8 protein-coding genes are annotated in these 13501 nt (G+C 45.6%); all 8 read left to right on the top strand.

What is annotated here, in order from left to right; genetic code table 11:
- Positions 1-172: 172 nt before the first annotated feature.
- The 8 genes from DIU38_RS09800 (at position 173) to DIU38_RS09835 (ending at position 13308) form a co-directional block, all read left to right on the top strand.
- On the top strand, positions 173-2728 hold the full coding sequence (locus DIU38_RS09800) for a M1 family aminopeptidase (protein ID WP_112652395.1): 2556 nt from the start codon (positions 173-175) through the stop codon (positions 2726-2728).
- Between the two features lie 593 nt (positions 2729-3321).
- On the top strand, positions 3322-3735 hold the full coding sequence (locus tag DIU38_RS09805) for a hypothetical protein (RefSeq protein WP_243770878.1): 414 nt from the start codon (positions 3322-3324) through the stop codon (positions 3733-3735).
- 234 nt (positions 3736-3969) lie between these two features.
- The gene (locus DIU38_RS09810) at positions 3970-6996 is read left to right on the top strand and encodes a SusC/RagA family TonB-linked outer membrane protein (RefSeq protein WP_112652394.1); all 3027 of its coding nucleotides are present in this window, start codon (positions 3970-3972) and stop codon (positions 6994-6996) included.
- A gap of 18 nt (positions 6997-7014) precedes the next feature.
- Entirely contained in the window at positions 7015-8523 is a 1509-nt protein-coding gene (locus DIU38_RS09815; protein ID WP_112652393.1) for a RagB/SusD family nutrient uptake outer membrane protein, read from the top strand.
- Between the two features lie 17 nt (positions 8524-8540).
- Positions 8541-9461 (top strand): hypothetical protein, encoded by a 921-nt coding sequence (locus DIU38_RS09820; RefSeq protein ID WP_112652392.1) that lies wholly within the window; start codon positions 8541-8543, stop codon positions 9459-9461.
- 233 nt (positions 9462-9694) lie between these two features.
- Positions 9695-10756 (top strand): glycoside hydrolase family 26 protein, encoded by a 1062-nt coding sequence (locus DIU38_RS09825; protein WP_112652391.1) that lies wholly within the window; start codon positions 9695-9697, stop codon positions 10754-10756.
- A gap of 10 nt (positions 10757-10766) precedes the next feature.
- Positions 10767-12446: a DUF5060 domain-containing protein gene (locus DIU38_RS09830; RefSeq protein WP_112652390.1), complete on the top strand. Its 1680-nt coding sequence runs from the start codon at positions 10767-10769 to the stop codon at positions 12444-12446.
- Positions 12433-13308 (top strand): AraC family transcriptional regulator, encoded by an 876-nt coding sequence (locus DIU38_RS09835; RefSeq protein ID WP_112652389.1) that lies wholly within the window; start codon positions 12433-12435, stop codon positions 13306-13308. Before DIU38_RS09830 ends, DIU38_RS09835 begins: the two co-directional genes overlap by 14 nt.
- Positions 13309-13501 lie beyond the last annotated feature (193 nt).

Here is a 13501-nt window from a genome sequence, read left to right on the forward strand (position 1 = left end):
CAATTCAAGTTCATTGTACTTTTGCTTAAGCATTGTTTATACCGTTACCTCCGGCCCGGACTTTTCGATACAATCTTTTTCAAAGGATTTTTACTGCATTCCCTAACGAATTATTTGTGTGTGAATTTAAGCGGTACGAAAGTCTTATACAGTGTATATTAGCTACCCAGCTATGAAAATATTTTTAACCGCAGCCGCGATCCTCTTACCGCACTTCTTCGTTTCAGCACAGGAGACAATATTACCCGTTCAGCCGGGCGTATCGCTGTCTCTGGCAAAGTACCGTAAGGCGGCTGTACACGATATCAAATATAAGGTAGAATTTAAGGTTCCTGAATTAAAGAACGACCCGGTTGACGGGAGTGTTAGTATTAGATTCAACCTTTCCGATAATGCCAAGCCATTGCAGCTCGACTTTAAGCAGCCGGTAGGCCGGGTTACAAAAATGGAGGTCAATGGGCACCCGGCAGTGGTTAACCAGGAACATGAACATATCTTAATTGAGGCACAGGCATTAAAAAAAGGGCCTAATGAAATCAAAATTGGTTTTATAGCGGGGAATGCTTCGCTCAACCGTAACGATGACTACCTGTATGCACTTTTTGTTCCGGATCATGCCCGCAGCGTTTTTCCCTGTTTTGATCAGCCCGACCTCAAAGCGATATTCCAATTAAGTATTCGTGTGCCGGCAGGGTGGAAGGTGCTTGCCAATGGGATATTGAAAGATTCCTTCGCGGAGGGACATTATAAAATTTATCATTTTATGCCCAGCGATCAGTTGCCGACTTATCTGTTTTCGTTCACGGCCGGTCAATATGAGTCGGTTAAGAAAAGTATAGATGGCCGGGATATGGAATTGCTCTACCGGGAAACGGATGAAAAGAAAATCAGACTGAGCCTGGACAGCGTTTTTGATTTGCATAGCCGGGCAATAAACTTCCTGGAAAACTGGACGGGGATTACATATCCGTTTCAAAAGACCGGGTTTGTTGCCGTCCCCGATTTCCAGTTTGGCGGCATGGAGCATCCGGGGGAAGTGCAGTATAAGGCGTCAAGTCTTTTTTTGGACGATGCAGCAACGAAGGAACAGCTTATTTCCCGGGTTAACCTGATTTCCCATGAAACCGCTCATATGTGGTTCGGCGATTTGGTCACCATGCGCTGGTTCAATGATGTCTGGATGAAAGAGGTATTTGCCAATTTTATGGCAGACAAGGTTACGGAAAAACTGATGGGCGAGGAGTCCTTTAATCTTAAATTTGTGCAGGAGCATTATCCGGCTGCCTACGCGGTAGACCGTACAGCGGGAGCGAACCCGATCCGTCAGCAGCTGGATAACCTTCAAGATGCGGGCTCTATGTATGGCAATATCATCTACCATAAAGCGCCCATCATGATGCGCCAGTTAGAACAATTGATGGGGGCGGCTAATTTTCAGGCAGGGGTAAGGGAGTATCTGAAAAAATACGCCTACGGGAACGCCAACTGGCCTGAAATGGTTGCCTGTCTGGGGCATCATACCAGGGCTGATCTCGATGCCTGGAACAATGTCTGGGTCAATGAAACGGGCAGGCCGGTTGTTGACGCGGATCTGCGGTATGCAGGTAATAAGATTAGCAGCTTTTCTGTTTCTCAACACGCAGAGAAAGGAACGAGCAGGATTTGGCCGCAGGTATTTGAGCTTACTTTGGTTTACCCGGACCACCAGGAAGTGGTTTCCGTTGACCTAAATGAACAGGTCATTCATCTTAAGAACATGGTTGGAAAAGCGAAGCCCAGCTATATTATTTACAACTCCAATGGCTTGGGATACGGTTTGTTCCCGGTTAATAAAGATCTCCGGCCGGATCACCTCTTCGGTTTGAAAAGCCCGGTACAGCGTGCGGCTATTTACATCAATGCTTATGAGAACATGCTCAATGGAACGGGTTATACGCCGACTGGTCTATTGGAACTTTTTGAGAAAGGCCTTTGCCTGGAGAGAGAGGAAACAAATCTGCGGATGTTAACAAGCTATGTCGCCACCTTGTACTGGGAATTCAATACGCCAGTTAGCCGCAACGCGTGTGCAGAGCCCCTGGAGCAACTGTTGTGGACGGCGATGCAGCAGCAGGCCGCTAATAACAAAAAGGTCCTGTTCAGTGCTTATCAAAATATTTATCAAAGCCAATCCGCTGGGAAACGGATCTATGAGATTTGGAGGGATCAGCTTCCGCCGGATGGCGTGAAGCTGACGGAAGAGGACTATACCGGTATGGCTCTTGGCATTGCCCTGAGAAGTGATACCCTTACACTGGTATTGAAACAGCAGGAAGGACGCATAAAGAATGCAGACCGCAAAAAAAGACTCGAATTTCTGATGCCTGCCTTATCCCCGGATGTTAAGGTCCGTGATGCCTTTTTTGGTAGTTTAAAAGAACGCAAGAACCGGGCAAAGGAATCATGGGTATTATCTGCGTTGGGTTACCTTCATCATCCCTTAAGGCAATCGACCGCAGTAAAATATGTGCCGGAAAGCCTGAACCTGTTGGAAGAGGTCCAGGCGACAGGCGATATTTTCTTTCCGCAGTCGTTCATCAATGCTACGCTCGGAAGTTATCAATGTGCTGAAGTGGCAGGCATGGTGAAGGTCTACATCAAAGCACACCCTGATCTGGATCCTAAATTAATGAATAAGTTATTACAGGCGGCTGATCATGTAATGCGGGCGCAAAGCATTGTTTGGTGATTGCTGATAAATAGCTCGAATATTGTGATCAGCTTTATGTACACGTTGCCTCCAGACGGCTGGGTACCGATCTGCCGGGCTTCGGGTACCGAGGAGGACAAAGGGATCAAAAGCTGACAGGTAGACTATAGTCCGTGGGAGATACTAATGGAACTGAAGAGTTAGGGATTTGTATTTACCTTAATTTCCTCCGTTTATTAGATATCTTGAACGGTTTGCTATTACGTACTCACCGAATTACTCACCACATTTATTTTTTTTATTAGCTGCAAATGCTATATTCAAATTTACTAAAATCAATCCTGAATATCAAATTAATAGGATGATGAAATTTCCGGAGGGAACGTGGAAAATCACATAACAGACTCACTTTCAATATCAATATTTTGGCTTTTGACACTACTCACCGTGTGCTCACCAATGGCCACTAATTGACCTTATTATGCTATTTAGTTTATTAGTATAAATATACAATTTCTAAGCGTGTTGAGCAACTGTTTTAATGAAATTGTTAGTTAAACGGAAAGAATGATGTTAAGCGATGAACGGTAAAACTTCGAAACGGAGGTGCAGGTAACTTGGTTATTGCTGAGGTGCGGCGGATTCATGTTGATGAAGCTATTTTGGATGCCAACCGTAAAATAGACCCACATAAAATAAACTTGGAAGCTCGTTTAGACGGCGATTGGTATTGTAGGGTAACCAGCGATAATTTGTTTAAAATCGCTAAACCAACGGGCGGTGTCGGCATAGGTATCGGTATTGATGCGTTCCCCCCGGAGATTAAAAATTCTAAAATACTAACCGGGAATAATCTGGGCTTATTGGGCCTTGTTGAAACGTTGCCATCCGATGAGGAGGTAGCCGATTTTAGCCAAACCGACGAAATGAAAGAATTGGTTGATACCACCATTGATGACACCCGCGCCTTACACCTGCATTTAAAAGCTAAGCAATTGTTGGATGACGGCCGGGTAATTGATGCCTTGAAAGTATTGTTGATGTAGTTTGGACTATACTCGAAACATATTTCATCCAATCTAATTATCCATATTTTATCGCCGTAATCTAAAAGTTCTTTCCAGTCGCGTTATCCTATTCCTTCTAATATCCCGGCATTTATCTATCCGCAATGGTTGTTTTTGTGTATTTACACCTTTAGTGTACTACATTGAAACAATACTGTATCGCTTAAAAAACGCACTTAACTAACATTGCCCTCATAAACCAATTTAAATTTTATGAGGAAAATTTTTTACGCAAAGTTTGCCTGTATCCTTATGGTTTTGCTTGGCGCGTTTACCGCCATGGCACAACAAAGGGAAGTTACAGGCATAGTTACCGACCAGGAGGGTTTTACCTTACCCGGCGTTTCGGTAGCTGTTAAAGATGGTACCGCGCAAACTGCTACCGACTCGAAAGGTAGCTTCAAGATCAGCCTTACAGGAACCGGCAATACCCTTGTTTTTAAATTTCTGGGGATGCAAACCAAAGAGGTTAAGGTTGAGGCCGGACAAACAAAAATTAACGTAAACATGCTGAATGCCCGCCGCGACCTTAATGAGGTAGTGGTAGTAGGCTACGGAACAGCCAAAAAACGTGACGTTACCGGTTCGGTAGGATCATTAAAAGGCAGCGACCTGATCAAAACCCCGGCAGCATCGGTTGATGCCTTGTTGCAAGGTAAAATTCCGGGCTTACAGGTGTTAAGTACATCGGGGCAGCCGGGTTCGGGTTCAACGATTCGTATCCGTGGTTTAGGCTCAAGGGCTGATGCAAATCCGTTGGTGGTGGTAGATGGTTTGCCACTGGGCGATGCCGGTAACCTGAAACAGATCAACCCGGATGATATCGAATCGATTGATGTATTGAAAGACGCGTCATCGGCGGCTATTTATGGTTCGAGGGGTGCCAATGGTGTTATTTTGGTGACCACTAAAAGAGGTAAAACCGGCCAGGCGCATATCACCCTGAGTACTTTGAACACGGTATCAACCTTGGGCAATAAGCTCGATGTTTTTCATGATCCGGTTCAGGCCGCTACTATCGATAACCAGGCCCGTATCAACGCGGGGATTGCTCCGTTATTTATCGGTCAGGTGTATGGTGGAACTTACTACCCTTCGTTAGCCGAACTAAGGGGCATCGACCCAGGCAAACCAAAATGGGCTTACAATACCGATTGGTCTAAACTGGTATACCGCAACCCGGTATCGCAAAACTATACCTTATCTGCCGATGGTGGTACCGATAAAACAAGGTACTCCATCTCGGGCAATTACTATAATGAGCAGGGTTTGGCCATCAATAACGGCTATAAAAAATACACCGGCCGGGTAAACATCGAGCAAAAACTGAAACCTACAGTTACACTGGGAACCAACCTTATTGTTACCTCAACTCAAAATTACGGGCAAGGTTTATCTGTGGATAGGAGTATCGTATTCCCGGCGTTTAACCCGGATGGTACTTACTTCCACATAGGTAGTAATGATTTCGGCAACCCGCTGCAAATTGCCAATGAGGTGCTTAATAAAAGTAAAACTATCGATCTGTTGGCTACGGCTTATATCAACTGGGAGATCATCAAAGGCCTCAACGTAAAAACACAATTAAGCTATACCCACGGCAACGCGGTGAATGATAATTACCAGCCAAGGGACGCTACATCAACCGGCTACCTGTTTCAGGGTTATGGCGATATCAACAACTACAACGGCGATCACCTAATCAACGAAAACTACCTGACTTATGATAGAGTTATGGGTAAAGACCATCACATTAACGTAGTTGCCGGTTACACGCAGGAAACCAATACCGTACGTACATCAGATTTGCAGGGCCATGGTTTTGTGAACGATGTTTTAGAGAACGAAAACCTGAAAGCGGCCACTACCCAGTTTATCAGTAACGGGCTTACCAAAACTGCTTTACAATCATTTATAGGCAGGGCCAACTATACTTTTATGGATAGGTACCTGTTTACGTTTACAGGCAGGGCCGATGGTTCATCCGTATTTGGCGAAAACCATAAGTGGGCGTTTTTCCCGTCGGGCGCTATCGCGTGGAGGGCTAACGAGGAGGCTTTTATTAAAAACATCAGCCAGATCTCGGAGTTGAAGATCCGCGCCAGCTATGGTTTAACCGGTAACCAGGGCATCAGTCCGTACCAGTCGCTGGCTACGTTAGGTAGTTATAAATACTTTACCGATGGCGGTTTTCAAACCGGTTATGGCCCACCGTATTATAACGATGGTTCGAACGTGAACGGCAAAGTGTTTAACGGACTGCAAAATAAAAGCCTGAAATGGGAAACTACCCGTCAGTTTGACATCGGCTTTGATTTAGGCTTGTTTAACCAACGCTTTACCTTAACTGCCGATTATTACTACAAGCACACTACCGATCTGCTTCGCCAAAACCAGGTAGCCTTGTCATCAGGTTTTTCGGTGATCGAGGTGAACGATGGTACTATCGATAACCGCGGTATTGAGCTTTCGGCCAACGCGCAGATCTTCCAGGGGAACAAATTTTCGTGGAGCATTGGCGGTAACTTCGCGCTTAACAGGAACAAAGTAATAGCTATTGGCGGCGGCAACCAGATTGAAGCTAACGGGCAGGATATCGAAGCCATCCGTGCGCCGCTAAACTATTACATTAATGGCCAGCCAGCCAACGTATTCCTCGGATATAAGTTTGATGGCATAGTACAAACCGCAGGCGGCACCAACCCGGTTGATGGCACAGCAGCAACAGTTGGCGATATCAAATACCTGGCTGGCGGACCGATCCAGGTAGGGCAGGGCGAATACATTATCGGTAACCCAAACCCTAAATTTTACTACGGCTTTAATACCTCGTTAAAATATGGTCAGTTTGATTTATACGCGCAATTTTATGGTGTAAGCGGAAACGATATTTTCAATTTTCAAACTTTTACACCAAGCGCGCAACTGCAGGCCTGGACACCCGATAACCATACCAACCTGTACCCGAGTGTAAACGCTACACGTGTTTACTATGCCTCAAACTGGTATGTGCAAAAAGGAACCTACCTGCGTTTGCAAAACCTCAACTTTGGTTATACCCTGAAGCCAAACCTGATTAAAGGGATCTCCAGTCTGCGGGTTTATTTTTCGGGTACCAACCTGTATACGTTCACCAATTTCAGCCCAAGCTTTGACCCCGAGGTTGGCGAGAACGGGCAGTATGGCGGGGGCTATCGTAAGCCGCGCCAATATTCGCTAGGCCTCAATGTTAGTTTTTAATTAAACACAACCATCAACATGAACAAATTTAAATACACTATACTGGCTTTAGCGGCAACAACGCTTACGTTGGGCTGTAAGAAGCAACTGGAAGAAAAGCCTTACGGTTTTTTATCCACCACCAACTTTTATAAAACCGAATCGGATGCTAATTCGGCGCTGATTTATGCCTATGCCATTTTGCCCGATCTGGGTTACTATTCGCGTAACTTCATTGTACTAACCGAGCTGCCAACCGAAGACGTAGCCGCGGCCAGCGGTAAAAGCGCCGACGAGATGCTGCTTGATCAATTAAGCGTTACTGCAACCAATGGCACATTGGCATCGGCTTACCAGTTTCCTTATGTGGGGATAAACAGGGCCAACCTGGTTATCAAATACGTACCGGCCATTACCGGTATGACGGATGCTGCCCGCAACGAGATTGTTGGCGAGGCTTACACGCTACGCGCGCTGCACTATTTTAACCTGGTACGCTTATTTGGCGGTGTGCCACTGCATACTGATCCGGTTGATGATATCAGCCAAACCAATCTACCTAAATCAAGCATGAAGGATATTTATGACCTGATCATTGCCGATTTAACAAAGGCCGCCGGTATGATGGATCAAACTGTACGCCTCGGCCGCGTAAATCAGGTTGGTGCAGAAGGCTTACTGGCTAAAGTGTACCTCACGTTGGCATCGGCCAAAGCAAGTAATTCGCCGGGGTATGATTTTGTGAGCAATGCCGATGATATGTATGCCAATGCCAAAACATGGGCCGGTAAAGTGGTAAGCGGACAATCGGTATACAATCTTGATCCCGACCTCGTTGCTATTTACGATGTAAACAAAAAATTAGGCCCAGAGCATTTATTTGATGCCTCGGTTGACAGGAGCGGTGCCGATGAAGGTCAATATTCAAAACTCCCTTTATTTTTTATGCCGAATCTTAACTTCCGTTTACCTAACGGAACCTACGTGCCCGGCGGCTTTAACGAATTCCTTACCGAGAGCGGTCTTTACGATAGTTTTGATGCCAGCGACAAACGCAAAACGCAATTGATCATTTCAACCATAAATGATGTGGGCGATGCAGGCGGTAACAAAGGCCCAACCCAAAACCTGAGTATTACCGATGCTTATTACCGTCCGTTCAGCAATAAATTCAATGATTCGGGCTGGCAAACCGGGCAGCAAACCAGTGCCAATACACCAATTCTCCGTTTCTCGGATGTGTTGCTGATCTATGCTGAAGCAAGCGGGCCAACAGCCGAAGGTTATACTGCTGTGAACCGCATCCGCAGCCGGGCAGGTCTGGGCAATTTGCCGCCAAGCCTTTCGGTAGCGCAGTTTAGGGATGCCGTGATCCAGGAGCGTAAATGGGAACTGTGTTTTGAAGGCAACCGTTTGTTCGATCTTCGCCGCAGTCATAAAATGGAATCAGTGCTGAAGGATACCTATGGCAAAACCATAACCGGCGATCCGTACTATTTCCCTATTCCGCAGGCCGAGATAAACAAGAACCCCAATTTAGGTAAGTGATCAAACAATAATTGAAAATGAAAAAACTATCATATATCATTTTACTGGCGGCGTTTTTAACAACATCCTGCCAGAAAGACCCGATGGATGGCATCAAGAGCCACGAGCGGGCAATAGAATCATTCAGTGTAGGGGCAGGGCTGGTGCAGATCGGCCCGGCGGTGATTGACCGTGATGCCTCAACTGTAACGGTGCGCGTACTGGTACAACCTACCAATGATTTCAGCAAAGTAAAACCAACGGTAATAGCATCGTACAAATCAAACCTGCAACCGGCATCTGGTGCAGAGGTTGATTTTTCGGGCAGCGGCAATGAAGCTACCTATACCGTAACATCCGAAACAGGTGAGAAAAAAGATTGGAAAGTGGTCCTGCAACCCTTTTCGGAAGCGTTGTTAGGCACCTTTAAAATTAACGCCCTTGTAGTTTACGGGGGTACCGGTCCGGAGTACGGCGGTGGCGCGGTTTTAAAACTGGATGATAAACCATGGGATTGGCCGGCCACCGAAGGCCCATCGGTTGAGCTGGATAACTCGCTTACATTCACCTACACCGGTGTAACTGCCGATGGTAATACCTACGGCAAAATAGTGAACAATGCTGGTGCCGACGGTAAGTACGCCAATTTTCAATACATCCAAAACCCTGTAACGGATGTAAATAGCTTTTACCGTAAAATTCCGAAGGGGGAGGGTACCTGGCTGCATAACTATTCAAACAATACCATCACCTTCACCTTTGCCGATGGCAGCACCTCAACCGGAACTTTTGAAAGCGCTGGTACAACCAGTTTGGGCAATGGCTTGAACAAAACCATTACCGATAACGCCTTCAAATTTACCCTGAATGGTGTTGACGACTGGAATAACATCTACTCTGATTACGACAAGTTTGTGAAGCACCCAAGGGTTTTTTGGGTTGATGTGAAGAAGCAATAAAATAAAACGAAGTACTTCAAATTCCCCTCTCGAGATGGGGCGCGAAGGGAAAGCGCGGGAGCAGGGGTGTGTTATATAAGCGATAAGTCGCGCGTAGAATGACACACCCCTCCACCCCTCTCAAGAGGGGAACCGCACAATCCCGCGCTTTTGAAGAGTTTTTTGTCCTTAAGTTGATGTCTATGGGCAGGAGTTGAGCGGCTGTTGCTATTAATACGTTGAATTTGACCTATATGAAAAAAATGCAAATACCCTTAATACTGATCACGGCGGCAACTGCCGTTTTCTTTGCCTGCGGAGGAAAAAAGACCGACGCGGCGCCCGGAGGCGGCGACGGCGGAAACAAACCGCCGGTTGATACGCCGGTTGTTACCGTACCCACAACACCATTTAAATCGCTAAACTACCTCTATAAGATATCGGGCAGTAAAACCATAGCCGGCATCCATAACCGCGAACCTAACGCTACCCCCGCCGTATGGACAGAGAAGGTTTACAGCGTAACAGGCAAGTACCCCGGCTTATGGAGCGGCGATTTCCTGTTTCAGCAGGATAATATTAACGACAGGCAAACCATGATCAATGAAGCCATTAATCAGTGGAACAAGGGCGCACTTGTTAATATCATGTGGCACTCCTGTAACCCGGCCCTTGCCGAGCCCTGCGGCTTTGATGCTAACGGCGTGCTCAGCAAACTCAGCAACGACCAGTGGACAGAACTTACCACCGATGGCTCGCCCATGAATAATAAATGGAAGGCTTTGGTTGATGAAGTTTGCTTTTATCTGCAACAGCTTAAAGATAAAAATGTGGAAGTATTGTGGCGCCCCATGCACGAGATGAACCAGGGAAGCTTTTGGTGGGCAGGAAGGCCCGGCCCAACCGGCACCCGCAAACTGTACCAGATGCTGCACGATTATATGGTAAAAACCAAAGGCCTCACCAACCTGATCTGGGTTTGGGATGTACAGGATTTTGGCAGTTTGAACGATGATGTGAATGCCTACAACCCCGGAGCCGATTATTATGATGTGGCAGCGCTTGATGTTTATGATGGCAGCGGATACACACAGGCTAAATACAACGCGATGGTAACAGTTGCCGCCGGCAAGCCGATAGCTATAGGCGAATGCCAGAAACTCCCCACAGCGGCCCAGCTAACTGCTCAACCTAAATGGACATTTTTTATGGGGTGGAGCGAACTGGAATTTAGCAATAACAGCGATACGGATATTAAAAACCTTCACACCGCCCCGAATGTGATCACGCTTGATAAAATGCCGGGCTGGAAATAAAAATTATTAAATGAGTTTACGGAAAAACATATACACCCTGTTATTAGTGCTGTTTGCGATAACGGCGCAAGCCCGGCAAATAGATTACCATTTGCTGAACAAGCGGGTAATTCAATACAAAAAAGCGGAATGGGATATTAACCTGTCCACGGCATTTACCACTCCTTATGATCAGCAGGATATCAGCCTGGATCTGGAAATGATCAGCCCTTCGGGTAAGCCGGTTATTTTGCCTTGTTACTTTGAAGAAGGCGAAAGTGAAAAATCAATATGGAAAGCGCGCTTCGCGGCGCAGGAAAATGGCGAATACAGCTATCATTTCGTCCTGAAGAGTAAGGCAGGCGAAGTAAAGTCGGCTGAGGAACATTTCAACGTAGAAGCATCCGCGAAACCAGGGTTTCTGCATAAAAACACCACCTGGACTTTCAGATTCGATAACGGTAAACTGTTTAGGGGGATTGGAGAGAATGTAGCCTGGGAATCGCGAAAGTTTGAAGATGATAAATGGACCTATGATCATCTGCTGCCTACGCTTGCCAAAAACGGCGCGAACTTTTTCCGTACCTGGATGTGTTATTGGAACCTGCCGCTGGAGTGGAAAAAAGTATCATCAACCAAAAGGTATTCGAACACCGATCAGTACTTTAACCCCGGTGCCATTAAGCGAATGGACGAGCTGGTAAACATGACCGACTCGTTGGGTTTGTACTTTATGCTCACTTTAGATTGGCACGGCCACCTGATGGAAAACGGTGGCTGGAAAAATAGCCCGTATAATGTGATCAACGGCGGCCCTGCAAAAACATCAACGGAGTTTTTTAGTTCACAAAAAGCTAAGGAGAAATATAAAAACAAGCTTCGGTATATAATTGCCCGCTGGGGATACAGCACTAATATTGCGGCATTTGAGTTCTTTAACGAGGTGGATAACGCGGCTTTCAATAAGGAAGATAGCATCCTGATCCCTCATCAATACATTACCCAATGGCATGATGATATGAGCAGGTATTTAAAAGATATAGATCCATATCACCATCTGGTTACCACCAGCATCTCGCACCGGGATATCCAGGGACTTAATTCAGTAGCTTATTTCGATTTTAACCAGAAACACATCTATAAGCATACTGAAAAAATTCCGGCAATATATCCGCCTTATATCAAAGGCTATGGCAAGCCCTATGTTGTTGGCGAATTTGGTTACCGTTGGGAAGATGCCGACCCTAAATATGCTAAAGAAGCTGATTTTGATTTTAAACGCGGTTTATGGTATGGCCTTTTCAGCGAAACACCTCTGCTGCCCATGAGCTGGTGGTGGGAATTGTTTGATGATGAAAAAATGGCTTACTACTTTAAAGGAGTACGCTCCATTAGCGATGCCATGTTGAAAGCCGGTAACGGCGGGTTTAAACAAATCGCGGTATCAGCAGGGAAAATTGAAGCTTATAGCATGCATTGCGGTAATCAGTATTTTATTTATCTGCTTAACAATACCGATAGGACTACAGATGCACCGGTAAACTTACCTGTAATGTTGAACAAGTTTAGCGTTCAATCATTTTCGCCGGAAACGGGTGAATATAAAACAGAAGCTGCTGGTAGGTTACCCGGTAAAGATGTAACGCTTAGTCAGGTAAACTTACATCCAAAAGAAGCAAGGGTATTAATTATAAGCGATGAAAGGCGTTGATGTATTCCGTGAGATAACACCGCTTACACAGGCTGATTGCTTCCTGCTTTTTGACAGGAATAAAAAGCGGTTCGATTTCCCGGTGCACCGTCATAAGGAAATGGAGCTCAACCTCATCCTCAATGCAGCCGGTGCTAAACGTGTAATTGGCGATCATTCGGCTGAGGTTAGCGATTCTGAGCTGGTACTGACCGGCCCAGGCCTGAAGCATGGCTGGCTAAATCATCATTGCAAAAGCGACCAGATCCGCGAGATAACCATACAATTTCATGAGGATATTTTGGGCGAAGCAATGCTGAACAGAGACCATTTAAATGCTATCAAAATAATGTTCCAGGCATCAGTGAAGGGTATTGTTTTTCTTTCGGAAACTATTAATGAGGTTAGCAGCCAAATTGTAGCTTTATCCGGTAAAAGCGGGTTCGATTCGGTGGTTGGATTTTTGAAAATCCTTCATCAGCTTTCTTTGTCGCCTTATAAATGTTTGTGCGATGCTGAGTTTGTTGAAAAAGATATAGTTGAGGAAGTGTTGATCGAAAAAGCGCTTTCATTCATCAACGAACATTATCAGCAGCAACTTACGTTTACAGAAACCGCTAAGGCTGTCAATTTGCCCGATGATCTATTTAGCCGGATGCTGAAAAGAAGCACCGGCTTAACCTTTAATGATTGCCTTGCCCGCATCAGATTGGGGCATGTATCACGGTTGCTGATCGAGAACAATTATCCGGTTGGTGAAATAGCCTATCGCTGCGGCTTCAATAACCTCACTAATTTCCACCGGATCTTTAAACTGAAAAAATTGTGTACACCAAAACAGTTCAGGGAAAAATATAGCGGCAACAGGCTTGCCGTTTATTGATCGCCCTACCGCATTGTTAAAATGGTAACGTAAACGATACACCCTCCACGCTATTGGTGTATGATATTGTTAAAATAGTATTACCCAAAAAGCGGGCTAATACTTAAGTTTGTTAAACCAGTTATAACGGCCGTTTAAGGATGATAACGGCTTTCAATGTTAGTTTTCCTTTAGTCAGGTTGATTTGCAAGGA

It is taken from the genome of Mucilaginibacter metallidurans (genome assembly GCF_003286435.2).
Lineage (GTDB): Bacteria > Bacteroidota > Bacteroidia > Sphingobacteriales > Sphingobacteriaceae > Mucilaginibacter > Mucilaginibacter gossypii.

Coding starts and splice junctions, on each gene's coding strand:
- DIU38_RS09830 (WP_112652390.1), top strand. CDS start 10,767: ATGAGTTTACGGAAAAACATATACACCCTGTTATTAGTGCTGTTTGCG.
- DIU38_RS09820 (WP_112652392.1), top strand. CDS start 8,541: ATGAAAAAACTATCATATATCATTTTACTGGCGGCGTTTTTAACAACA.
- DIU38_RS09810 (WP_112652394.1), top strand. CDS start 3,970: ATGAGGAAAATTTTTTACGCAAAGTTTGCCTGTATCCTTATGGTTTTG.
- DIU38_RS09800 (WP_112652395.1), top strand. CDS start 173: ATGAAAATATTTTTAACCGCAGCCGCGATCCTCTTACCGCACTTCTTC.
- DIU38_RS09835 (WP_112652389.1), top strand. CDS start 12,433: ATGAAAGGCGTTGATGTATTCCGTGAGATAACACCGCTTACACAGGCT.
- DIU38_RS09825 (WP_112652391.1), top strand. CDS start 9,695: ATGAAAAAAATGCAAATACCCTTAATACTGATCACGGCGGCAACTGCC.
- DIU38_RS09815 (WP_112652393.1), top strand. CDS start 7,015: ATGAACAAATTTAAATACACTATACTGGCTTTAGCGGCAACAACGCTT.